The following is a 23,877-nucleotide window of genomic DNA, read 5'->3' as shown; positions in this document are numbered from 1 at the left end:
GGGCTCCTGCGGGACCGTCCGTGCGCGGCGGTTCCCGCGCCCACGTGTCCACCGTCCCCCGGGGGGATCCATGACCTCACGTCACGCCGCCCGCACCCTGACGCTCGCGCTCTGTGGCGCGCTGCTCGCCACGGGCGCGGCGGCGCCCGCCCGGGCCGTCGCCGCGGGCAAGCCGAAGGGGCACGACGTCTCCTCGCACCAGGGCGGCGTCGACTGGGCGAAGGCCAGGGCGGACGGGGCGGCGTTCGTCTACGTCAAGGCGACCGAGTCCACCGACTACCGCAGCCCCACCTTCACGAAGCAGTACGACGGGGCGCGCGCCGCCGGGATCCTGCGCGGCGCGTACCACTTCGCCGTGCCGGACCGGTCCTCCGGCACCACGCAGGCGGCGTACTTCGTGCGCAACGGCGGCGCCTGGCGCGCGGACGGCCGGACCCTGCCGCCCGCGCTGGACATGGAGTACAACCCCTACGGCTCGCACAAGTGCTACGGGCTGGGCAAGGCCGCCATGGTGCGCTGGATCAGGGCGTTCAGCGACGAGGTGCTGCGGCTGACCGGGCGCCGGCCCGTGCTGTACACCACGGCCAACTGGTGGCGGCTGTGCACCGGCGACAGCACCGCCTTCGCCGCGGACCACGCGCTGTGGATCGCCCGGCACGGTGCCTCCGGCGCGGGCGCGCTGCCGGGCGGCTGGAGCGCCTGGACGTTCTGGCAGTACGCCACCGCCGGCACCCTGCCCGGCGACCAGAACCGCTTCAACGGCTCCCTCGCCGGGTTGAAACGGCTCGCGCGGGGGTGACGGGGAGGGCGGCGGGGGCACGGACACCGCCGGAAAGCGGAATCGCGGCACCCCGTTCGGGTCACCGCACCGCCCGCCCTCGTTCATCTGCCGTTCACCCAGGTTGCTTACGGTCCAGGTGACACTGACGTCCAACAGAAGCCTGGGTAAATGGAACACATCACGCTCCTCCTGGGTATCGTGATTGTCACCGCACTCGTGTTCGATTTCACGAACGGTTTCCACGACACAGCCAACGCGATGGCCACCACCATCTCGACCGGCGCCCTGAGGCCCAAGACGGCGGTGGCCATGTCCGCCGTGCTGAACCTCGTCGGCGCGTTCCTCTCCGTGGAGGTCGCCAAGACGATCTCCGGCGGCATCATCAACGAAGAGGGTCTGCGGACCGAAGTGATCTTCGCCGCCCTCGTCGGCGCGATCCTGTGGAACCTGCTGACCTGGCTGCTGGGTCTGCCCTCCAGTTCCTCCCACGCACTGTTCGGCGGTCTGATCGGCGCGGCGGTCATGTCGGCCGGCTGGTCGTCGGTGAACGGCTCGACCGTCGTCACCAAGGTCCTCATCCCGGCGGTCGCCGCGCCCGTCGTGGCCGGGCTGGCCGCGATGCTCGCGACCCGGCTGACGTACGCGATCGGCAACCGGGCCGACGAGAAGGCCACCTCGAAGGGGTACCGGGCCGGGCAGATCGCCTCTGCCGGGCTGGTCTCGCTCGCGCACGGCACCAACGACGCGCAGAAGACCATGGGCATCATCACCCTCGCCCTGGTCACCGGGGGCGTCCTCGCGCCCGGCTCCAACCCGCCGCTGTGGGTCATCTTCTCGGCCGGCACGGCGATAGCGCTCGGCACGTATCTGGGCGGCTGGCGGATCATCCGGACCCTCGGCAAGGGGCTGACGGATCTGGCGCCGCCGCAGGGGTTCGCCGCGCAGACCAGTGCGGCGACGGCGATCCTCGCCTCCTCGCACATCGGTTTCTCCCTCTCCACCACCCAGGTCTGTTCCGGTGCCGTGATGGGCTCCGGGCTCGGGCGGCGGGGCGGCGTGGTCCGCTGGTCCACCGCGACCCGGATGTTCGTCGCCTGGTGTCTGACGCTGCCGGCGGCGGGGCTGGTCGGGGCGGGGGCGGAGTTCCTCACGAAGCAGGGGACGTGGGGGACGGTTGTCACGGGCGCGCTGTTGGTGGCGGGGGCCGGGACGATCTGGGTGCTGTCGCGGCGGACGCCGGTGACTGTGGACAACGTCAATGAACTCGACGCGGCCGAAGCCGGATCCGGTGTCGTCGAGTCGCCGGGGGTGGTGACCGCGGCGATCGCCGCGGTGGCGCCGCCGCCGGTGGGGGTGCCGCCCGTGGGGGCGGGGTTGCAGACGACCATTCCCGCGCCGGCCGCGGATGCGGGGCCGGCCGCGGAACCCAACCGTGCGGCCACGGTGTAAGGAGCGGACGGCATGAAGATCGACTGGGTTGCGCTGGGTTCCGTGTTCGGGGTCTCGCTCGTGGTGACCGTGGGACTGGTGGGGCTGTTCACGCTCGGGATCGTCGGGCTCACGAAGAGGGAGTCCGGCCGGGGCGGAGGGGCCGTGCTCGCCACGACGGGGGCGTACGTGTGCTTCGCCGGGTGTGCGGCGGCCGTGGCGTACGGGATTCATCTGATCGTGGCGTAGTCGGAGCCGGAGCCGTAGTCGCAGTGCGGCACAGACGCCACACCCCGACAACGAACCCCGCGTCCCACAGGGGACGCGGGGTTCGTTGTCGGGGTGTGGGACTTCGCACAGCAGGTCAGGGGCAGGTTGACCTGTTGTGCGGGGGCGTGGTGGACTGCCGGGGCCAATACGGCGGCAGGAGAGGAAGCCGGTGGAAATCCGGCGCGGTCCCGCCACTGTCACCGGGGTAGGAATCCCGGGAGCCAGGAACTCTCACCGCCGGTCTCGTCGAACCAGGGCGTGGACACCCTGAGTGAGGACATATCGCCATGCGCGGCTGCCGACCGAGGTTCACCAGCGACACCCTGACCGATCCCACGGCCGGCTGACCCCGTGGGTGCCGAACGCTTCGCGTACGGCGCCACCGCCGGCCTCCTCGGCGACCTGCTCCTCGGCGATCCGCGCCGCGGGCATCCGGTCGCCGTGTTCGGCCGTGCCGCGGCCGCCGTGGAGCGAGGGCTCTGGCGCGACCACCGCGGCTGGGGCGCGCTGCACACCGTCGTGTGCGCCGGTGGCGCCACGGCGCTCGGAGCCGTCGCCGCGCGCGCCGTACGCCGCTCCCCCACCGCCTCCGTCGCCCTGACCGCGGCCGCCACCTGGGCCGTCGTCGGCGGCACCTCGCTCGTCCGCGAGGCGCGGGCCGTCGGGCGGGCGCTGGAGGCCGGTGACGTGGACGCCGCCCGGGCGCGGCTGCCGCATCTGTGCGGGCGCGACCCGCAGGCGCTGGACGCTGACGGGATCGCGCGGGCGGTCGTCGAGTCCGTCGCCGAGAACACCTCCGACGCGGTCGTCGGCGCCCTGGTGTGGGGCGCCGTCGCCGGTGTGCCGGGGCTGCTCGGCTTCCGGGCCGTCAACACGCTGGACGCCATGGTGGGGCACCGCTCCCCGCGTCATCTGCGCTACGGCTGGGCCTCCGCACGCCTGGACGACCTCGCCGGTGCGCCGGGGGCGCGGCTCACCGCCGTCCTCGCGGCCGTCGCCGGTCCGGACCTCCGGGGTGCGGTCCGGACCTGGCGGGCGGACGCCGGGCGGCATCCGAGCCCCAACGCCGGTCCCGTGGAGGCGTCCTTCGCGGGGGCGCTCGGGGTGCGGCTCGGCGGCACGTTGTCGTACGGGGGGCGCGTGGAGCACCGTCCGGTCCTCAATGGCGCCGGGCGCGCCGTGCGGACGGGCGACATCGAGCGCGCGGCGCGGCTCTCCCGGCGCGTGGGCTGGCTGGCGCTGGGCGTGTGCGCGGGCGTGCGGCTCGCCTACGGGCGCTACGGGCACCACCGGACCCACACGAAAGCGAACACGAAGGGGCGTGCCTCATGAGCGGCGGGGCCCGGACCGGTGGCGGGCTGCTCGTCGCCGGGACCACCTCCGACGCCGGGAAGAGCGTCGTCACCGCCGGGATCTGCCGGTGGCTGGCGCGGCAGGGCGTCAAGGTCGCGCCGTTCAAGGCGCAGAACATGTCCCTCAACTCGTTCGTCACCCGCGAGGGCGCCGAGATCGGGCGCGCGCAGGCCATGCAGGCCCAGGCGTGCCGGATCGAGCCGACCGCGCTGATGAACCCGGTGCTGCTCAAGCCGGGCGGCGAGCGCAGCAGCCAGGTCGTGCTGCTCGGCCGGCCCGTCGGTGAGATGAGCGCCCGCGGCTACCACGGCGGCCGGCAGCGGCAGTTGCTCGGCACCGTGCTCGACGCCCTGGCCGAGCTGCGGAGCACGTACGACGCGGTGATCTGCGAGGGCGCGGGCAGCCCCGCCGAGATCAATCTGCGCCGCACCGACATCGTCAACATGGGGATCGCGCGCAACGCGAAGCTCCCCGTGGTCGTCGTCGGGGACATCGACCGGGGCGGCGTCTTCGCCTCCTTCTTCGGCACCGTCGCCCTGCTCTCCCGCGCGGACCAGGAGCTGGTGGCCGGGTTCCTCGTCAACAAGTTCCGGGGCGACGTCTCGCTGCTCGAACCCGGCCTCGACATGCTGCACGGCCTCACCGGCCGCTCCACGTACGGCGTCCTGCCGTTCCGGCACGGGCTCGGCATCGACGAGGAGGACGGACTCAGGGTCTCGCTGCGCGGCACCGTACGGGAGTCGAACACCGCGCCGCCGGTCGGCGAGGACGTGCTGCGGGTCGCCGTGTGCGCGGTCCCGCTGATGTCCAACTTCACGGACGTGGACGCGCTCGCCGCCGAACCGGGCGTCGTCGTGCGGTTCGTGGACCGGCCGGAGGAGCTGGCCGACGCCGATCTCGTCGTGGTTCCGGGAACCCGGGGGACGGTCCGGGCGCTGGAGTGGCTGCGGGAGCGGGGGCTCGCCGGCGCGCTGCGGCGCAGGGCGGCCGAGGGACGGCCGGTGCTCGGCATCTGCGGCGGCTTCCAGATCCTCGGCGAACGCATCGAGGACGAGGTCGAGTCGCGCGCCGGGCGGGTGGACGGCCTCGGGGTGCTGCCCGTACGGGTCCGGTTCGCCCCCGGGAAGACCCTCGCCCGGCCCGTCGGCGAGGCCCTCGGCGAGCCCGTCGAGGGGTACGAGATCCACCACGGGGTCGCCCACGTCACCGGCGGGGAGCCCTTCTTGGACGGCTGCCGGGTCGGCGCGACCTGGGGCACGCACTGGCACGGCTCGCTGGAGTCGGACGGTTTCCGGCGCGCCTTCCTGCGCGAGGTGGCCGCCGCCGCGGGCCGCCGCTTCGTCCCCGCACCGGACACGTCGTTCGCCGCGCTGCGCGAGGAGCAGCTCGACCGGCTCGGCGACCTGATCGAACAGCACGCGGACACGGACGCGCTGTGGCGGCTCATCGAGTCCGGCGCGCCGCAAGGACTGCCCTTCATCCCACCGGGAGCGCCCGCATGAGCACAGTGTTGTTGTTGTCGACCGCCGACACGGACCTGCTGGCGGCCCGGGCCGCCTCCGGTGCCTCGTACCGGATCGGCAACCCCACCCGCGTGGACGTCGCCGAGGAGCTGCCCGCGCTGCTCGACGGCGCCGGCCTCGCCGTCGTACGGCTGCTGGGCGGCAAGCGGGCCTGGGAGGACGGGCTCGCCGCGCTGAAGGCGTCCGGTGTGCCGACCGTGCTGCTCGGCGGGGAGAGCGTGCCGGACGCCGAGTTGATGGCCGAGTCGTCGGTGCCGGCGGGCGTGGTGGCCGAGGCGCTGCGCTACCTGGTCGAGGGCGGCCCCGACAACCTCACCCAGCTCGCCCGGTTCCTGTCGGACACCGTGCTGCTGACCGGCGAGGGCTTCGACGAGCCGCGGAAGATGCCCGAGTACGGCGTGCACGGCGCACGCGCCCGCGTGGACGGCCGCCCGACCGTCGGCGTGCTCTTCTACCGCGCCCACGAACTCAGCGGCAACACCGGCTTCGTCGACACCCTGTGCGACGCGATCGAGGCGCGCGGCGCCAACGCGCTCCCGGTGTACTGCGGTTCGCTGCGCGGCGCGGGCCCCGGGCTGTACGAGCTGCTGGCGGGGGCCGACGCGCTCGTCGCCACCGTGCTCGCCGCCGGCGGCACCCACGCCTCGCAGGCGTCGGCGGGCGGCGCGGAGGAGGCGTGGGACGTGGGAGCCCTCGCCGACCTGAACGTCCCCGTGCTGCAAGGTCTTTGCCTGACCTCCTCGCGCGCCCAGTGGGAGGCGTCCGACGCCGCGCTGGCCCCCATGGACGCGGCGATGCAGGTCGCCATCCCCGAGTTCGACGGCCGGCTCGTCACCGTTCCCTTCTCCTTCAAGGAACAGGGACCCGACGACGTGCCGGTGTACGTCGCCGACCCCGAGCGGGCCGCGCGGGTCGCCGGGATCGCCGTGCGGCACGCGGCGCTCGGGCACAAGCCGAACGCGGAGAAGCGGATCGCGCTCGTCTTCACCGCCTACCCCACCAAGCACTCCCGGGTCGGCAACGCCGTCGGCCTGGACACGCCCGCCTCGGCCGTACGGGTGCTGGACGCGCTGCGCGACGCCGGGTACGGGGTGCACGGATACCCGTCCGGCGGCGACGAGCTGATCCACCGGCTCATCGAGGCCGGCGGCCACGACGTGGAGTGGCTGACGGAGGACCAGCTCGCCGCCGCCCCCGCGCGCGTGCCGCTCGCCGACTACCGGGAGTGGTTCGACACGCTCGACCCCGAGCTGCGCGACGGCATGCTGGAGGCGTGGGGCGAGCCGCCGGGCTCGCTGTACGTCGACGGCGACGACATCGTGCTCGCGTCGCTGCGGTTCGGGAACGTCGTGGTGATGATCCAGCCGCCGCGCGGCTTCGGCGAGAACCCCATCGCGATCTACCACGACCCCGACATGCCGCCCTCCCACCACTACCTGGCCGCCTACCGCTGGCTGGACAACAGCTTCGGTGCCGACGCCATCGTGCACATGGGCAAGCACGGCACGATGGAGTGGCTGCCGGGCAAGGGCCTCGGGCTGAGCGCGGGCTGCGCGCCGGACGCGGTCCTGGGCGACCTGCCGCTGGTCTACCCGTTCATCGTCAACGACCCCGGCGAGGGCACCCAGGCCAAACGGCGCGGGCACGCGACGGTGGTCGATCACCTGGTGCCGCCGATGGCCCGGGCCGACACCTACGGCGACCTCGCCAAGCTGGAGCAACTCCTCGACGAGTACGCGCTGGTGAGCGATCTCGACCCGACGAAGGCCCCGGCCGTGCGGGCGCAGATCTGGACCTTGGTCAAGGCCGCCGAGCTCCATCACGACCTGCATGTGGACGACCAGCCGGACGACGAGGAGTTCGACTCGTTCGTCATGCACATCGACGGCTATCTGTGCGAGATCAAGGACGTGCAGATCCGCGACGGCCTGCACATCCTCGGCGGCGGCCCGGTCGGCGAACCCCGCGTGAACCTCGTGCTCGCCGTGCTGCGCGCCTCGCAGGTGTGGGGCGGGCGGGCCAACGCGCTGCCGGGGCTGCGGGCCTCGCTCGCCGCCCACTTCGGGCTGGTGGAGAAGGAATTGCTGGCCGAGCCGGGCGCCGGGGTGAAGGTGCCGGTGGAACTCACCGACCTGGTCGACGGCCCGGCCCGTACCGCGTCCGACGCGATCGACCTGCTGGAGCAGCTCTGCCGCCGCCTCGCCGAGGGCATGGAGGCGCGCGACTGGGCGGTGGAGGCCGGGGAGGACCTGGTCCGCGAGGTGCTGGGCACCCCGCTCCCGGACGCGGTGGCCGTGCTGCGGTTCGCGAGCGAGGAGGTCGTGCCCCGGCTGGCCCGTACGACGGACGAGATCGGGCACATCCTGCGTGCCCTGGACGGCGGTTACGTCCCGGCGGGCCCTTCCGGCTCGCCGACACGCGGACTGGTCAACGTCCTGCCGACCGGCCGGAACTTCTACTCCGTGGACCCCAAGGCGATCCCGTCCCGGCTGAGCTGGGAGGTCGGGCAGTCGCTGGCGGACTCGCTGGTGCAGCGGTACCTCACCGACACCGGCGAGTACCCGAAGTCCGTCGGTCTGACGGTGTGGGGCACGTCCGCGATGCGCACGCAGGGCGACGACATCGCCGAGATCCTCGCGCTGCTGGGCTGCCGTCCGGTCTGGGACGACGCCTCGCGCCGGGTGACCGGCTTCGAGGTGGTCGGCCTGGAGGAGCTGGGCCGGCCGCGCATCGACGTCACGGTCCGCATCTCCGGCTTCTTCCGGGACGCGTTCCCGCACGTGGTGGGCCTGATCGACGACGCGGTACGGGCGGTGGCGGAGCTGGACGAGCCGGCCGAGTCCAACTTCGTGAAGGCGCACGCCGACGAGGACACCGCCGGGCACGGCGACCGGCGCCGGGCCACCTCCCGCATCTTCGGCTCCAAGCCGGGCGCGTACGGTGCGGGCCTGCTGCCGCTGATCGACGCCCGCAACTGGCGCTCCGACGCGGACCTCGCCGAGGTGTACGCGGTGTGGGGCGGCTACGCGTACGGCCGCGGGCTCGACGGGCGGGCGGCGCGCGGGGACATGGAGACGGCGTTCCGGCGGATCGCGGTGGCGGCGAAGAACGTGGACACGAGGGAACACGATCTCGTCGACGCCGACGACTACTTCCAATACCACGGCGGCATGGTGGCGATGGTCCGCCATCTGACGGGCGAGAGCCCCGAGGCGTACGTGGGTGACTCGGCTACGCCGGACCAGGTGAAGACCCGCACGCTGGGCGAGGAGACGCACCGGGTGTTCCGGGCGCGGGTGGTCAACCCGCGCTGGATGGCGGCCATGCGGCGCCACGGCTACAAGGGCGCGTTCGAGATGGCCGCGACGGTGGACTACCTGTTCGGGTACGACGCCACGGCCGGCGTCGTGGACGACTGGATGTACGAGAAGTTGTCGGCCGAGTACGTGTTCGACGCGGAGAACCAGGACTTCATGCGGAAGTCCAACCCGTGGGCGCTGCGCGGCATCACCGAGCGCCTGCTGGAGGCGGCGGACCGCGGGCTGTGGGCGGAGCCGGACGCGGAGACGCTGGAGCGGCTGCGCGCCACGTATCTGGAACTCGAAGGCGATCTGGAGGGCGACGAGAAGTGAGTACCCCCTTTCCGTTCACGGCCGTTGTCGGCCAGGACGACCTGCGGCTCGCGCTGCTGCTGAACGCGGTGTCCCCGGCGGTCGGCGGCGTGCTGGTGCGCGGCGAGAAGGGCACCGCCAAGAGCACCGCCGTGCGGGCTCTCTCGGCGCTGCTGCCGGGCGTGGACGTCGTCTCCGGGTGCCGGTTCTCGTGCGATCCCGCCGCGCCGGATCCCGCGTGCCCGGACGGACCGCACGAGGGCGGGGCCTTCGAGTCCCGCGCGGCCCGCATGGTCGAGCTGCCCGTGGGGGCCTCCGAGGACCGGCTGGTGGGCGCACTCGACATCGAGCGGGCGCTCGCGGAGGGCGTGAAGGCCTTCGAGCCGGGGCTGCTCGCCGACGCCCACCGGGGGATCCTCTACGTCGACGAGGTCAACCTCCTCCACGACCACCTCGTGGACCTCCTGCTCGACGCCGCCGCGATGGGCGCCTCGTACGTCGAGCGCGAGGGCGTCTCCGTACGGCATGCCGCACGGTTCCTGCTCGTCGGGACGATGAATCCCGAAGAGGGCGAGCTGCGGCCGCAGTTGCTCGACCGGTTCGGGCTGACGGTCGAGGTCGCCGCCTCGCGCGAGCCCGATCAGCGGGTGGAGGTCGTACGGCGGCGGCTCGCGTACGACGACGACCCCGAGGGGTTCGCCGTGCGGTGGGCGGACGAGGAGGCCGCCGTACGGCAACGGATCGTCGCCGCACGGAAGTTGCTGTCCTCGGTGCGGCTCGGCGACGGGGCGCTGCGGCAGATCGCGGCGACGTGCGCGGCGTTCGAGGTGGACGGCATGCGGGCCGACATCGTGATGGCCCGGACGGCGACCGCGCTGGCGGCCTGGGCCGGGCGGACCGACGTACTCGCCGAGGACGTACGGCAGGCCGCGCTGCTGGCCCTCCCCCACCGGCGCCGCCGCAACCCGTTCGACGCGCCCGGGCTCGACGAGGACAAGCTCGACGAGACGCTGGAGGAGTTCGGCGGGTCGGACGAGCAGGGCGAGGACGGGGACGACGATCCCGACCCCGGCCCCGGCGGCGGTCCCGGCGGCGGTCCCGGCGGCGGTCCCGGCGGGCAGCCCGAACCCGATGACGCGCCGCAGGGCGACGGGGAGACCGCCGCGCGGCCCGAGGCGGGCGAGGGTGGCGAGCCGCAGCCGTCCGGTGCGGGCGCCGGTGAACAGCAGCCGGTGCGGGCCGCCGAACCGTTCCGTACGAAGGTGCTCAGCGTCCCCGGCCTCGGCGAGGGTGCCGCCGGGCGGCGTTCGCGGGCGCGGACCGAGCACGGGCGGACCACGGGCGCCCGCCGACCGCGAGGTGCGCTGACCAAGCTGCACCTGGCGGCGACGGTGCAGGCCGCCGCCCCGCACCAGCGGGCGCGGGGCCGCAGCGGGCCGGGGCTCGTGGTGCGCCGGGACGATCTGCGGCAGGCGACGCGCGAGGGGCGTGAGGGCAACCTCGTGCTGTTCGTCGTCGACGCCTCCGGGTCGATGGCGGCGCGGCAGCGGATGAGTGCCGTGAAGGGTGCGGTGGTCTCGCTGCTCCTCGACGCCTATCAGCGGCGGGACAAGGTGGGGCTGGTGACCTTCCGCGGCAAGGAGGCCCAGGTCGCCCTCCCGCCGACCTCCTCCGTGGACGCGGCGGCGGCCCGGCTGGAGTCGCTGCCGACGGGCGGGCGCACCCCGCTCGCGGCCGGGCTGCTGCGCGCCCACGAGGTGCTGCGGGTGGAGCGGCTGCGGGACCCGGCACGGCGGGCGCTGGTCGTGGTGGTGACGGACGGGCGGGCCACCGGTGGCCCGGAGCCGGTCGCGCTGGCGGGGCGGGCGGCGCGGTTGTTCGCGGCCGAGGGCACCGCCTGTGTGGTGGTGGACTGCGAGGCGGGGCCCGTGCGGCTCGGGCTCGCGGGGCAGTTGGCGAGCGAGCTGGGCGGTACGGCGGTGACGCTGGACGAGCTGCGGGCGGACTCCATCGCCGGGCTGGTCAAGGATGTTCAGGGCAGCAGGAGGGCCGCGTAATGCCGCAGGGACAGCCGAGTGTCGTACCGGACGACGGTCTGACGACCCGTCAGCGGCGCAACCGTCCGCTGGTGGTCGTGCACACGGGCGTCGGGAAGGGCAAGTCGACCGCCGCGTTCGGGCTGGCGCTGCGCGCCTGGAACCAGGGGTGGCCGATCGGGGTGTTCCAGTTCGTCAAGTCGGCGAAGTGGAAGGTCGGCGAGGAGAACGCGCTGCGGGTGCTGGGGGCGTCCGGCGAGGGCGGCTCCGTGGCCTGGCACAAGATGGGCGAGGGCTGGTCGTGGGTCCAGCGGGACGCCCAACTGGACAACGAGGAGAAGGCGCGGGAGGGCTGGGAGCAGGTCAAGCGGGACCTGGCGGCCGAGACGTACAAGCTCTACGTCCTGGACGAGTTCGCCTATCCGATGCACTGGGGGTGGGTCGACACCGACGAGGTGGTGTCCGTGCTGCGTGAGCGGCCCGGGACGCAGCACGTCGTGATCACCGGGCGGAACGCGCCCGCCGCGCTGGTCGAGTGTGCCGACCTCGTCACCGACATGTCCAAGGTCAAGCACCCGATGGACGCCGGCCAGAAGGGCCAGAGGGGCATCGAGTGGTGACGTCGTCCACCGTGCTGCCCCGGCTGGTCGTCGCCGCGCCGGCCTCCGGCAGCGGCAAGACCACCGTGGCGACGGGGCTCATGGCCGCGCTCACCGCGCGGGGGCTGGCCGTGTCGCCGCACAAGGTCGGGCCCGACTACATCGACCCCGGGTACCACGCGCTCGCCACGGGGCGGGTGGGGCGGAACCTCGACGCGTATCTGTGCGGTCCCGAGCTGGTGGCTCCGCTGTTCCTGCACGGGGCGCGGGGGTGCGACCTCGCGGTCGTCGAGGGCGTGATGGGGCTGTTCGACGGGGCGGCGGGGGAGGGTGAGCTGGCGTCGACCGCGCAGGTGGCGAAGGTGTTGGGGGCACCGGTGGTGCTGGTGGTCGACGCGTCGGCGCAGTCGCGGTCGGTGGCGGCGCTGGTGCACGGGTTCGTGACGTGGGATCCGGAGGTGCGGATCGGCGGCGTGATCCTCAACAAGGTCGGCTCGGAGCGGCACGAGGTGTTGCTGCGGGAGGCGTTGGACTCCGTCGGGGTGCCGGTGCTGGGGGTGCTGCGGCGGGCTCCGCAGGTGGATGTGCCGTCGCGGCATCTGGGGTTGGTGCCGGTTGCCGAGCGGCGGGCTTCAGCGGTGGAAGCTGTTGCCGCGATGGGGGCGCAGGTGGCTGCCGGGTGTGATCTTGAGGCGGTTGTCGCGCTGGCGCGCTCGGCGGGGCCTGTGTCGGGTGCGGCTTGGGATGCGGCTGAGGCGCTGGTTTCCTCGCCCCCGCCGCCCCTTCCCGTCCCGACCCCGGGGGGCTCCGCCCCCCATGCCCCCCGGGGTGCATTGTCATCTGACGGTGCGTCTGGGCTGAGCGCGCAGTTCCCCGCGCCCCTTACGGGGCGCGGCCCCGTCTTCAGGGGCGCGGGGAACTGCGCGAGCGACCATGAACCACCCGCACCCGCCAACGCACCAGAACCCCCCGAGCTGGAAGGCACCCGACCGGGGTCGAAGGGGCAGAGCCCCTGGAGGTCGGGAAGGGACGGGGCGGCGGGGGCGACAACACCCCCCTCCTCCACCCCACCCGTCGTCGCCCTCGCCGCCGGACCCGCGTTCACGTTCTCCTACGCCGAGCACGCCGAACTGCTGCGCGCCGCCGGCGCGGACGTCGTGCCGTTCGACCCGCTCCGGGACGAACGGCTCCCCGACCGCACCGCCGGCATCGTCGTCGGCGGTGGTTTCCCCGAGGTGTACGCCGCCGAGCTGTCCGCCAACGAGCCGCTCCGCAAGGCCGTGGGCGAGCTCGCGCGGGCCGGGGGCCCCGTCGCCGCCGAGTGCGCGGGGCTGCTGTACCTGTGCCGGGAGCTGGACGGACTGCCGATGTGCGGCGTGCTCGACGCGACCGCACGCATGTCCGAGCGGCTCACCCTCGGCTACCGGGACGCGGTGGCCGTCACCGACAGTTCCCTCGCCCTCGCCGGCACCCGCATGCGCGGCCACGAGTTCCACCGCACGGTGGTGGAACCGCACGCCGGGGAGTCCCCCGCCTGGGGCGTCCGCGGCGCCGAACGCCGCCTCGAGGGTTTCGTACGGCGCGGTGTGCACGCCAGCTATCTGCACACGCACTGGGCCGCCACGCCCGGTGTCGCCCACAGGTTCGTCGAGAGGTGCCGGACGTCATGAGCAGCAGGCTGATCGGGATCGGGGTGGGCCCCGGCGACCCCGAGCTGGTGACCGTCAAGGGCGTGGGCGCGCTGCGCGCCGCCGACGTGGTCGTCGTCCCCGTCATGGACAGCGGCGAGCGGGGGCGCGCCGAGGCGACGGTGCTGCACTACGTGCCCGCGGAGAAGGTCGTACGGGTGGTGTTCGCGCTGAACGAGCGGACGGACCGGGCGCGGCGCGAGGCGGCGTGGGACGCGGCCGGTGAGCGGGTCGCCGCGCTGCTGCGCGCGCACCCGGAGGGTTCCGTCGCGTTCGCGACCATCGGTGACCCGAACGTGTACTCGACGTTCACCTACCTCGCGCACACCGTCACGGGACTGGTGCCGGGGACGGTGGTGGAGACCGTGCCGGGGATCACCGCCATGCAGGACCTGGCGGCCCGCTCCGGTGCGGTGCTGACCGAGGGCACCGAGCCGCTGACGCTGGTCCCGGTGACCGCCGGGGCGGCGGTGCTGAAGGAGGCGCTGAACGGTCCCGGCACGGTCGTCGCCTACAAGTTCGGGCGGCAGGCCGGCGAGGTCGCCGGGGCGCTGCGCGAGACGGGACGGCTGGCGGACGCGGTGTGGGGCTCGGCGTTGGGGCTGCCGGAGGAGTCGATCCGTCCGGCCGCCGAACTGGACGGGGACGGTCCGCTCCCCTACCTGTCGACCCTGATCGCGCCCGCCCGCCGCGACGGCACCCGGGGCGGCAAGCTGTGACCGTCCTGGTGGGGCGGCGCTCAGCCCGCCAGGCCCACCACCACCCAGATGAAGCCCACGCCCGCGACCGTGCACAGCAGCGTCGAGCGGGCGGGGTGCACGTGGTGTGCCTCGGGCAGGATCTCGGCGGCGGCCAGGTAGAGCAGTACGCCGCCGAAGAGGCCGAGATAGGCGCCGAGCACCTGCTCCGGGATGGTGAGGAACAGGGTGGAGGCCGCGCCGACCATCGGGGCGACGGCGTCCGCGAACAGCATGGTCAGCGCCTTGCGGCGGGCGTTCCCGTACAGGCTGGTGAGCGTGTACGTGTTGAAGCCGTCGGCGAAGTCGTGGGCGACGACGGCGAGGGCGACGGCCGCGCCCATGCCGCCGCCGACCTGGAAGGCGGCGCCGATCGCGACGCCGTCCATCGCGCTGTGCCCGACCATCGCCGCGGCGGCCGTCAGGCCCACCTCGGGCGCCCGGTGGTTGTGCTCGTCGGCGCCGTGGGAGGCACGGCGGGCGGCGAGCAGCCGTTCGACCAGGTGGGCCAGGAGGAAGCCGCCGACGAACAGCAGCAGGGCCTCGGGGACGCCGAAGACGTCCCCGCCGGCCGCCTCAAGTGCCTCGGGGAGCAGGTCGAGGCCGACCACGCCGAGCATCAGGCCGCCGGCCAGGCCCAGGACCAGGTGGCGGCGGTCGGTCACATGCTGTGCCGTCCAGCCGCCGGCCAGCGTCATCAGGAACGCGCCGAGCGCGACGAGTACCGCCATGGGCCCTTGCTATCCGATCAACCCCTGTTCGCGCACATCCGGGCCCCTCGCCGCCCCCGCACACCATGACATTCCGCACCACATCGACCACCGCTTCCGCCTCCGCGTCTCCCACCACATCCGTCACGACCTCGTCGTCCGCCGTCCCGCGGGCGACCTCCCGTACGAGAGGACCCGACCCCATGGCCGATGCCCCCACCGGCAAGGTGACCTTCGTCGGTGCCGGCCCCGGCGCCGCCGATCTGCTGACGTTCCGTGCCGCGCGCGCGATCGCGGAGGCGGACGTGGTGATCTGGGCGGCCAGCCTCGTCCAGGCCGAGGTCCTCGAACACGCGCGCGAGGACGCGGAGGTCCTGGACTCGGCGACGATGTCGCTGGAGGACGTCGTCGCCGTGTACGAGCGGGCGCGCGCCGAGGGGCTGAAGGTGGCGCGGATCCACTCCGGGGACCCGGCGCTGTGGGGCGGCACGCAGGAGCAGCTGGACCGGTGTACGGCTCTCGGCGTCGAGACGGAGATCGTGCCGGGCGTCTCGTCCTTCTCGGCCGTGGCCGCGCTGGCGCAGCGCGAGCTGACCATCCCGGAGGTGGCGCAGTCGGTGATCCTGACCCGGCTCGGCGGCGGCAAGACGCCGATGCCGCCGGGTGAGGAGGTCCGTGAGTTCGCCCGGCACGGCACCACGATGGCGCTGTTCCTGTCGGCGGCCCGCAGCGGCCAGCTGGTGCGGGAGCTGCTGGAGGGCGGCTATCCGACGGCGACGCCGGTCGTGGTGGCGTACCAGGCGACGTGGCCGGAGGAGCTGATCGTGCGCTGCACGATCGGCACGCTGGAGGAGACGGTCAAGGAGCACAAGCTCTGGAAGCACACGTTGTTCCTGGTCGGCCCGGCCCTGGACGCGCACGGCACCCGCTCGCACCTGTACCACCCGGGCCACTTCCACGGCTTCCGCAAGGCCGACCCGGAGGCCCGCCGGGCCCTGCGCGCCCGGAACACGACGCCATGAGCGAGACCATGAACGGGACGGTGAGGATCACCGTCGTCGGCACGGGCACCGGCGCCCCGCTGGACGAGGAGGCGCGGGCGGCGGTGGCCGGGGCCGGGCTGGTCGTGGGCGGGCGGCGGCATCTGGCGGCGGCGCCGGTGCCGGACACCGCCGAACGGGTGACGCTCGGGCCGCTGGCGCCGGCGCTGGAGGCGATCGCCCGGCATCTGGAGAAGGGCGGGGCGGGCCCGGTGGTCGTGCTCGCCTCCGGCGATCCCGGGTTCTTCGGGATCGTGCGGGCGCTGGCGGAACGGTTCGGCGGTGCCCGGCTCGACGTACGGCCGGGCGTGTCGTCGGTGGCGGCGGCGTGCGCGCGGGCCGGGCTGCCGTGGGACGACGCGGTGGTGGTGAGCGCGCACGGACGCGCCCTGCGCACGGCCGTGAACGTCTGCCGTGCGCATCCCAAGGTGGCGGTGCTGACCGGCCCCGGCGCGGGCCCGGCCGAGCTGGGCGCGGCGCTGGCGGACGGGCCGGACGGCCGGGTCCTGGTGGTGGCGCGGTCCCTGGGCGCCGACGAACGCATCGAACAGGTGTCCCCGGCCGAGGCGGCCGCCCGTGACTGGGGCGAGGCGGTGAACGTCGTCCTCTGTCTGGACCCGGCCCGCGTGCTGGGCCCCGTCCGCACGGTGGCCGGTCCGCCGGCCGGGCCCGCCGGGGGCTGGGCGCTGCCCGAGGACGCCTTCGCCCACCGCGACTCGATGATCACCAAGGCGGAGGTGCGGGCGCTGGCGCTGGCCCGGCTCGGGCCCCGGCTCGGCGAGCTGGTGTGGGACGTGGGCGCGGGCTCCGGCTCGGTGGCCGTGGAGTGCGCGCGGTTCGGCGCGGCGGTCGTGGCCGTCGAGAAGACGGCGGACGGCGTCGGACGGATCCGCGCCAACGCCGCCGCGCACGGGGTCGACGTGCGCGTGGTGCACGGTGTTGCGCCCGAGGCGCTGGCGGGCCTCACCGACGACCCCGACGCCGTGTTCGTCGGCGGGGGCGGCGCGGATCTGCCGGACGTGGTCGCCGTGTGTGCGCGGCGGGCCCGGCGGACGGTCGTGGTGGCGCTGGCCGCGCTCGACCGGGTCCCGGCGGCCCGCGCGGCGCTCGCCGGAGCCGGTCTCGGCGTGGACGGCGTGCTGTTGCAGTCCTCCCGGCTCGCGCCGCTGCCCGGGGACGTGACCCGGCTGGCGGCGGCCAATCCCGTTTTCCTGCTGTGGGGCGTACGGCCCCCGGCGACTGCTGAAGGAGTTGCCCTGTGATCGGCCTCATTTCCGCCACGGCGGCGGGCGCGGCCGCGCGTGACCGGCTGGCCGCGGCGTGGCCGGACCGTACGCGGGTGTACAAGGGTCCCGTCGGGGACGCCGTACGGCGGGCGTTCGCGGAGTGCGAGCGGCTCGTGTGCTTCCTGGCGACGGGCGCGACGGTACGTCTGCTCGCGCCGCTGCTCGGCGACAAGCACACCGACCCGGGCGTGGTCTGCGTCGACGAGGGCGGACGGTTCGCGGTGTCGCTGGTGGGCGGCCACGGCGGCGGGGCCAACGAGCTGGCGCGCGCGGTGGGCGAGGTGCTGGGTGCCGCGCCCGTGGTGACGACGGCGACGGACGCGACGGATCTGCCCGGCCTCGACACGCTCGGCCTGCCGGCCGAGGGCCCGGTGGCCGCCGTGTCGCGGGCCCTGCTCGACGGGGAGCCGGTGGCGCTGCGGGCGGAGGTGGCGTGGCCGCTGCCGCCGCTGCCGTTGGTGGCCGAGGGGGCGTACACGGTCCGGGTCACGGACCGGGTCGTGGAGCCGGGCGACCGGGAGGTGGTGCTCCGGCCGCCGACCCTGGTGGTGGGCGTGGGCGCCTCGAAGGGCGCGCCCGTGGCGGAGGTGCTCGGGCTGGTCGGGGACGCCCTGCGCGAGGCGGGCCTGTCCCCCGCGTCCGTCGCCGAGCTGGCCACCGTGGACGCGAAGGCGGCGGAGCCGGGTCTTGTGGAGGCGGCCGCGCGCCTTGGCGTGCCGTTGGTGACGTACTCCGCCGGGGAGCTGGCGGACGTGGACGTGCCGAACCCGTCCGAGGCCCCGCTCGCCGCCGTCGGCACCCCGTCGGTGGCGGAGGCGGCAGCGCTGGTGCGCGGGGGTGAACTCCTCGTGCCCAAGCGGAAGTCGGCGGCGCGGCCGGCCATGGCGACCTGTGCGGTCGTACGGCGTCCGGGGCGCGGGCGGCTCGCGGTGGTCGGGCTCGGCCCGGGCGCGCGCGATCTGCTGACCCCGCGTGCGAAGGCGGAGTTGCGCCGGGCGTCGGTGCTCGTCGGGCTCGACCAGTACGTCGACCAGATCCGCGATCTGCTGCGGCCGGGCACCCGGGTGCTGGAGTCGGGGCTCGGCGCGGAGGAGGAGCGGGCGCGGACGGCGGTGGCCGAGGCGCGGCGCGGGCACGCGGTCGCGCTGATCGGCAGCGGGGACGCCGGGGTGTACGCGATGGCCTCGCCCGCGCTGGCGGAGGCCTCCGACGACATCGACGTGGTCGGGGTGCCGGGGGTGACGGCGGCGCTGGCGGCCGGGGCGCTCCTGGGCGCGCCGCTGGGCCACGACCACGTGTCGATCAGCCTGTCCGACCTGCACACGCCGTGGGAGGTCATCGAGCGCCGGGTGCGGGCGGCGGCGGAGGCGGACCTCGTCGTGACGTTCTACAACCCGCGCAGCCGGGGCCGCGACTGGCAGTTGCCGAAGGCGCTGGCGATCCTCGCCGGGCACCGGGAACCGGGCACGCCGGTGGGCGTCGTCCGCAACGCCTCGCGCCCGGACGAGTCGAGCCGGGTGACGACGCTGGCCGCGCTGGACCCGGCGACCGTCGACATGATGACCGTCGTGACGGTGGGCAACACCGCGACCCGCGAGATCGCCGGCCGCATGGTGACCCCGCGCGGCTACCGCTGGCAGGAGGAGGCCAAGTGAACCGCGTGATCCACCCGATCGAGCAGGAGTCCTTCCGGCGGCTGCGCGCCCGCCTCGACACCTCGCACTTCCCGCCGCTGACCCGGGCGGTGGTGGAGCGGGTGATCCACTCCGCCGCCGATCTCGACTACGCCGACGATCTCGTCCTGGACGAGGCCGAGTTGGTGCCCGCGCACGCCGCGCTGCACGCGGGGGCGCCGGTGGTGGTGGACGTGGAGATGGTCGCGGCGGGCATCACGCGCCGCGACACCGTCTGCCGCCTCCGGGAGGCCAGGTCCGGCCCCGGCCTGACCCGTTCCGCGCACGCGGTGCGGCTGGCGTACGAGGAGGTCGGCCCCGGCGCGCTGTGGGTGATCGGCTGCGCGCCCACCGCGCTGGAGGAACTGCTGACGCTGGACGCCTCCCCCGCGCTCGTCATCGGTCTGCCCGTCGGCTTCGTCGGCGCGGCCGAGTCCAAGGCCGCGCTGCGCGCGAGCGGGCTGCCCGCCGTGAGCAACGTGTCCGAGAAGGGCGGTTCGGCGGTGGCCGCGGCCGCGCTGAACGCCCTGCTGTACCACCCCGTTCCGCACCCCGTTTCACACCATGAGGAGACCCTGTGACCGCCCCGACGCCCCCCGCCCTGCTCATCGCCGGACACGGCACCCGGGACGAGGCCGGGGCCGAGGCATTCCGCTCGTTCGTACGGGAGTTGGGGCGCCGGCACCCCGAACTGCCCGTCGCGGGCGGCTTCATCGAGCTGTCCCCGCCGCCGCTGGGGGACGCGGTGGGCGAGCTGGTGGAGCGGGGGGTGCGCCGGTTCGCCGCCGTCCCGCTGATGCTGGTCTCCGCGGGGCACGCCAAGGGCGACATCCCGGCGGCGCTGGCCCGCGAGAAGGAACGGCACCCGGGGATCTCGTACACCTACGGCCGCCCGCTGGGCCCGCACCCGTCGCTCCTGGCGGTGCTGGAGCGGCGCCTCGGCCAGGCCCTGGAGGGCACGGACTGGGACCCGTCCGAGGTGACGGTGCTGCTGGTGGGGCGCGGTTCGACCGACCCGGACGCCAACGCCGAGGTGCACAAGGCGGCCCGGCTGCTGTGGGAGGGGCGCGGGTACGCGGGCGTGGAACCGGCGTTCGTGTCGCTGGCGGCGCCGGACGTGCCGGCCGGCCTGGACCGCTGCGCGAAGCTGGGCGCGCGCCGGACGGTCGTCCTCCCCTACTTCCTGTTCACCGGCATCCTGCCGGACCGGGTGCGGGAGCAGACGGAGACGTGGGCGGCGGCGCACCCGGAGGTGGGGGTGCGGTCGGCGGACGTGATCGGCCCGGAGCCGGAGCTGCTCGACCTGGTGTGGGAGCGGTACGAGGAGGCGGCGAAGGGGGGCGTGCGGATGAACTGCGACGCGTGCGTGTACCGGATCGCGCTGCCGGGGTTCGAGGACAAGGTGGGGCTGCCGCAGCAGCCGCACTTCCACCCGGACGACGAGGGGCACGGGCACGGGCACGGGCATCACCACGGGCATGGGCACACGCACTCCCATGCGCACTGACGGAGCCCCGGGTCCGGACGTGTCCGACCTGCTGCGGCACCACGGGGACGCCGAGGTGCGGGACGGCGGCGGGGCGCTGGTGGACCTCGCGGTGAACGTCCGCGCGGACACGCCCCCGGCGTGGCTGCGCGAGCGCATCGCCGCGTCGCTGACCGGTCTGGCCGCCTACCCCGACGGCCGGGCCGCGCGGGCGGCGGTGGCGGCGCGGCACGGTCTGCCGGTGGAGCGGGTGCTGCTGACGGCGGGCGCGGCAGAGGCGTTCGTGCTGCTGGCGCGGGGGCTCCGGGTGCGCCGCCCCGTGGTCGTGCACCCGCAGTTCACGGAGCCGGAGGCGGCGCTGCGGGACGCGGGGCACGAGGTGGGGCGGGTGCTGCTGCGGGAGTCGGACGGGTTCCGGCTGCGCCCGGGCGCCGTGCCGGAGGACGCGGACCTGGTGGTGATCGGCAACCCGACCAATCCGACGTCGGTGCTGCACCCGGCGGCCGTGATCGCCGGACTCGCGCGTCCCGGGCGGACGGTGGTCGTGGACGAGGCGTTCATGGACGCGGTGCCGGGTGAGCGCGAGGCGCTGGCGGGGCGGACGGACGTTCCGGGACTCGTCGTCCTGCGCAGCCTGACGAAGACGTGGGGGCTGGCGGGGTTGCGGATCGGGTACGTGCTGGCGGCGCCGGACGTGGTCCGTGCGCTGGGGCGGGTGCAGCCGTTGTGGCCGGTGTCCACGCCGGCGTTGGTGGCGGCGGAGGCGTGTGTGTCGCCCGCGGCGGCGGTGGAGGCGGAGCGGGTGGCGCGGGGGGTGGCGGCGGACCGCGCGTTCCTGGTCGCCGGGCTGCGGGACGGGGGCCTGGCGGCGGTGGTGGATCCCCCGCAGGCCCCCTTCGTCCTCGTCCGCGTACCGGCCGCGCCGGAGGTCCGCCGCGGGCTGCGCGAACTGGGGTTCGCGGTGCGGAGGGGGGACACGTTCCCGGGGCTGGAGGGCGACTGCTGGCTGCGCGTGGCGGTACGGGACAGGGAGACGACGGAGGCGTTCCTGGCGGCGCTGCGGAAGGTACGGGGCGGGGGGTAGGGCATTTTCTCCGCCCCCGCCGCCCCTACCCGTCCCGTCCTCACAAGGGGCTCCGCCCCTTGGACCCCGGCGCCCTCCGGGCGGGGAGACGCGGGAGAGCTCGGGTAGGTGGGTTCGCCGGCGGGTGCGGTGCGTCGTGGTTGCTCGCGCAGTTCCCCGCGCCCCTGGAAAAGCAGGGGGCGCAGCCCCCTTGCTTTTAGGGGCGCGGGGAACTGCGCGAGAAGTCCCCACCCACCCGCAGTCCCCACTCGACCCCACCCACCCGAGCTCTCCGGGGTCAAAGGGGCGGAGCCCCTTGTGAGGACGGGACGGGTAGGGGCGGCGGGGGCGAGTCATCCAGTCGGCCGGCCGACGCATCGATCAGCCACGCCGTCACCGGCGTCAACGCCAGCGCCGTACACCACCCACCCACCGCGTCCGTCGCGTAATGCGCCCCCAGGGCCACCTCCGCCCAGCCCATGACCGAACCGGCGGTCAGGGACGCGGCCAGCACGAGGAGCGTGCCGGCGACACGGCCGAGGCCGAGCCGGCCGACGGCGAGCACCCCCGCCGCGACGGTGACCGTCGTGGCGAAGGCGGTGTGCCCGCTCGGATAGGACAGATTGCCGTCACCGTGGATCGTCCGCCCCACCACATGCTTGAGCACCGTCGTCACCACCACGGTCACCCCGGGCGCGACCACCGCGAACACCGCCGCCCGCACCCCCCGCCGCCACAGACACCCCGCCACGAGCACCCCGACGACCCCCACCGACCCGACCGGCTCCCCCAGGAAGTCCACCCCCAGCGCGACCCCCCGCCAGACCCCCCGCACACTGTCCGCGGTCGGCGGAACGACCCACCTGTCCACCCGCCCCGGCCCACCCTCCCCCGCGTACCGCACCCCGAGCACGAGCACCACGAGCGCGGCGAGCCCGGCGGTCGCTCCGAGCCAGGGGCGCAGGGACGGAGGCAACAGGCGCATGGGGCAAGCATGCCCCAACCCCCCGTTTCCGCGCAGCCGTTGACGTCGTCAAGCCGAGGTGTCAGGCGAACACCGACAGCAGCAGCGCCATCAGCAGCCCGCACACGCTCACGATGGTCTGAATGGTGGTGTGCGACTTCGTCGCCTGCCCAAGCGTCATCCCGAAGGACTCCTTGACCAGCCAGAACCCGGCGTGGTTCACGTAGTTGAGGCCGATCGAGCCGGCACCGATGGCCACGACGAGCAGCGAGGTGTGCAGGCTGCCGCCGTCCTGCGCGAGCGGGGCGAGGATGCCCGTCGCCGCGACGATGCCCACGGTGGCGGAGCCGGTGGAGAAGGACAGCAGCAGCGCCAGCAGCCAGCCGAGCACGATCAGATTGATGTGCAGGCCGGAGGCGGCGGACTCGATGGCCTCGCCGATCCCGGAGTCCTTCAGGACCTGGTTGAACGCGCCGCCGCCCGCGATGATCAGCAGGATGCCCGCGACGGCCTTCAGGCTGTCGGTGAGCGCGGAGCGGATCTCCTCGGTGGGCAGACCGCTGCGGTAGCCGAGCGCGAACAGGGCGAAGAGGAAGCCCGCCAGCATGGCGATCACCGGCTCGCCGGTGAAGACCAGGGCGTGGCGCACCTGGCTGGACTCGTCGAACACGAGCTCCGCGACCGTGCGCAGGAGCATCAGGACGACGGGCACGAGCACGGCGGCGAGGGCCCAGCCGGTACGGACCTTGTTCTCCCGCGCCGCGGGCTCCGGGGCGGCGCCCTTCGCGCCGCCGCCGTCGCCATGGCCGTCAGCATCGGCGTCGTCGTCGCTGCCGGCGAACTTGGCGATCAGCTCGGGATCGGGCCGTACGTCCAGGCGCGGGGCGATCCACCGGCCGTACACCGGCCCCGCGACGATGATGGTGGGTATCGCGCAGACCAGGCCGACGCCGATGCTCAGGCCGAGGTTGGCGTGCAGTCCCTCCACCGCGACCAGCGGGCCGGGGTGCGGGGCCACCATGCCGTGCAGGGTGGCCAGCGCGCCGATCGCGGGCGCGGCCAGGTACACGTACGGGGACCCGTCGTACCCGTGCGTGCGCTCCAGGCGCCGGGCCACGCTGAAGATCAGCGGGAGCAGCACGATGAGGCCGATCTCGAAGAACATCGGGATGCCGATGACGAAGGCCGCGCCCGTCACGTACCAGGGCAGCGCGCGGGGGCTCGCGCGGTCGACGATCGCCCGGGCGATCCGGTCGGTGGCGCCGGACGCGGACAGCAGCCGGCCGAGCATGGCGCCGAACGCGAGGGTGACGCCGACGTCGCCGAGGATGCCGCCGGCGCCCTCCTCGAGGGACTCGGCGATCTTCTCCACCGGCTGTCCCGCCGCCAGGGCGACGCCGACGGAGACGGTCATCAGGGCGATGAAGGGGTGGAACCGGAGCCGCGAGTTGATCAGCACGATCAGTGCGGCGATGGCCGCGGCCAGGATGATCAGCAGGGACCACGTGTGCCCCGTCACAGCGCGCCGCCCGGCCGGCCGTGGGTGCCCGTGGGCAGGGGTGCGGGGGTGAGTGTTCTCGTCATTGAAGAACTCCTGGTAGGCGGCTCGCTCTGTACCGGCGGGAAGCT

At 74.4% G+C, this 23,877-nt stretch carries 18 protein-coding genes, 1 pseudogene and 1 riboswitch; of the genes and pseudogenes, 16 read left to right on the top strand and 3 right to left on the bottom strand.

Translation table 11 applies throughout. The features are described 5' to 3' along the window. Positions 1-70 precede the first annotated feature (70 nt). The 10 genes and pseudogenes from IO29_RS14760 (at position 71) to cobI (ending at position 14,008) form a co-directional block, all read left to right on the top strand. Positions 71-799: a lysozyme gene (locus IO29_RS14760; RefSeq protein ID WP_030378965.1), complete on the top strand. Its 729-nt coding sequence runs from the start codon at positions 71-73 to the stop codon at positions 797-799. A gap of 150 nt (positions 800-949) precedes the next feature. Next, the gene (locus IO29_RS14755) at positions 950-2,230 is read left to right on the top strand and encodes an inorganic phosphate transporter (protein WP_030378966.1); all 1,281 of its coding nucleotides are present in this window, start codon (positions 950-952) and stop codon (positions 2,228-2,230) included. A gap of 12 nt (positions 2,231-2,242) precedes the next feature. After that, positions 2,243-2,458, top strand: coding sequence for a hypothetical protein (locus IO29_RS14750; RefSeq protein ID WP_030378967.1), 216 nt, complete (start codon positions 2,243-2,245; stop codon positions 2,456-2,458). A 131-nt stretch (positions 2,459-2,589) separates the two neighbouring features. After that, a riboswitch (cobalamin riboswitch) is annotated at positions 2,590-2,732 on the top strand. 98 nt (positions 2,733-2,830) lie between these two features. Beyond that, positions 2,831-3,811 (top strand): cobalamin biosynthesis protein, encoded by a 981-nt coding sequence (locus tag IO29_RS14745; RefSeq protein WP_030378968.1) that lies wholly within the window; start codon positions 2,831-2,833, stop codon positions 3,809-3,811. Beyond that, on the top strand, positions 3,808-5,334 hold the full coding sequence (locus tag IO29_RS14740) for a cobyric acid synthase (protein ID WP_030378969.1): 1,527 nt from the start codon (positions 3,808-3,810) through the stop codon (positions 5,332-5,334). Before IO29_RS14745 ends, IO29_RS14740 begins: the two co-directional genes overlap by 4 nt. Then, the gene (gene cobN / locus IO29_RS14735; protein WP_030378970.1) at positions 5,331-8,987 is read left to right on the top strand and encodes a cobaltochelatase subunit CobN; all 3,657 of its coding nucleotides are present in this window, start codon (positions 5,331-5,333) and stop codon (positions 8,985-8,987) included. The genes IO29_RS14740 and cobN overlap by 4 nt, the downstream gene beginning before the upstream one ends. After that, the gene (locus tag IO29_RS14730; protein ID WP_030378971.1) at positions 8,984-11,023 is read left to right on the top strand and encodes a putative cobaltochelatase; all 2,040 of its coding nucleotides are present in this window, start codon (positions 8,984-8,986) and stop codon (positions 11,021-11,023) included. Before cobN ends, IO29_RS14730 begins: the two co-directional genes overlap by 4 nt. Further along, positions 11,023-11,622 carry a cob(I)yrinic acid a,c-diamide adenosyltransferase gene (cobO, locus tag IO29_RS14725; RefSeq protein WP_030378972.1) on the top strand — a complete coding sequence of 200 codons (600 nt, stop codon included), beginning with the start codon at positions 11,023-11,025 and terminating at the stop codon, positions 11,620-11,622. The genes IO29_RS14730 and cobO overlap by 1 nt, the downstream gene beginning before the upstream one ends. Positions 11,623-11,624: 2 nt before the next feature. Next, positions 11,625-13,271 (top strand): annotated as a pseudogene (locus IO29_RS36620) (cobyrinate a,c-diamide synthase); the annotation flags it as partial. Continuing rightward, positions 13,268-14,008, top strand: coding sequence for a precorrin-2 C(20)-methyltransferase (gene cobI, locus IO29_RS14715; RefSeq protein ID WP_030378974.1), 741 nt, complete (start codon positions 13,268-13,270; stop codon positions 14,006-14,008). The pseudogene IO29_RS36620 and the gene cobI, both read left to right, overlap by 4 nt. Before the next feature lie 20 nt (positions 14,009-14,028). Here the strand turns inward: cobI and IO29_RS14710 are convergent, their stop codons facing one another. Then, on the bottom strand, positions 14,029-14,757 hold the full coding sequence (locus IO29_RS14710) for a ZIP family metal transporter (RefSeq protein ID WP_030378975.1): 729 nt from the start codon (positions 14,755-14,757) through the stop codon (positions 14,029-14,031). A 182-nt stretch (positions 14,758-14,939) separates the two neighbouring features. Between IO29_RS14710 and cobM the strand changes: the two genes are divergently transcribed. The 6 genes from cobM to cobC are packed head-to-tail and all read left to right on the top strand — an operon-like array spanning position 14,940 to position 21,305. Next, positions 14,940-15,758, top strand: a complete 819-nt coding sequence (cobM, locus tag IO29_RS14705; protein WP_030378976.1) for a precorrin-4 C(11)-methyltransferase — start codon at positions 14,940-14,942, stop codon at positions 15,756-15,758. Next, the gene (gene cbiE, locus IO29_RS14700) at positions 15,755-17,038 is read left to right on the top strand and encodes a precorrin-6y C5,15-methyltransferase (decarboxylating) subunit CbiE (RefSeq protein WP_234307464.1); all 1,284 of its coding nucleotides are present in this window, start codon (positions 15,755-15,757) and stop codon (positions 17,036-17,038) included. Before cobM ends, cbiE begins: the two co-directional genes overlap by 4 nt. Continuing rightward, entirely contained in the window at positions 17,035-18,717 is a 1,683-nt protein-coding gene (gene cobJ, locus IO29_RS14695) for a precorrin-3B C(17)-methyltransferase (RefSeq protein WP_030378978.1), read from the top strand. The genes cbiE and cobJ overlap by 4 nt, the downstream gene beginning before the upstream one ends. Continuing rightward, on the top strand, positions 18,714-19,316 hold the full coding sequence (locus tag IO29_RS14690; RefSeq protein ID WP_030378979.1) for a precorrin-8X methylmutase: 603 nt from the start codon (positions 18,714-18,716) through the stop codon (positions 19,314-19,316). Before cobJ ends, IO29_RS14690 begins: the two co-directional genes overlap by 4 nt. Further along, complete coding sequence (locus tag IO29_RS14685) at positions 19,313-20,242, top strand: sirohydrochlorin chelatase (RefSeq protein WP_030378980.1); 930 nt, start codon at positions 19,313-19,315, stop codon at positions 20,240-20,242. Before IO29_RS14690 ends, IO29_RS14685 begins: the two co-directional genes overlap by 4 nt. Further along, a complete protein-coding gene (gene cobC / locus IO29_RS14680) occupies positions 20,232-21,305 on the top strand; it encodes an Rv2231c family histidinol phosphate aminotransferase CobC (RefSeq protein WP_030993919.1) in 1,074 nt (357 codons plus the stop codon). Before IO29_RS14685 ends, cobC begins: the two co-directional genes overlap by 11 nt. Positions 21,306-21,582: 277 nt before the next feature. Here the strand turns inward: cobC and IO29_RS14675 are convergent, their stop codons facing one another. Both IO29_RS14675 and IO29_RS14670 read right to left on the bottom strand, forming a co-directional pair. Then, positions 21,583-22,269 carry a phosphatase PAP2 family protein gene (locus tag IO29_RS14675; protein ID WP_051707623.1) on the bottom strand — a complete coding sequence of 229 codons (687 nt, stop codon included), beginning with the start codon at positions 22,267-22,269 and terminating at the stop codon, positions 21,583-21,585. Positions 22,270-22,330: 61 nt separating this feature from the next. Continuing rightward, positions 22,331-23,767 carry a GntP family permease gene (locus IO29_RS14670; protein ID WP_030382182.1) on the bottom strand — a complete coding sequence of 479 codons (1,437 nt, stop codon included), beginning with the start codon at positions 23,765-23,767 and terminating at the stop codon, positions 22,331-22,333. Between the last annotated feature and the right edge of the window lie 110 nt (positions 23,768-23,877).

This window comes from Streptomyces sp. NRRL F-6676 (assembly GCF_000725625.1).
Taxonomy (GTDB): domain Bacteria; phylum Actinomycetota; class Actinomycetes; order Streptomycetales; family Streptomycetaceae; genus Streptomyces.
This window is presented reverse-complemented; position numbering and strand designations above follow the sequence as displayed.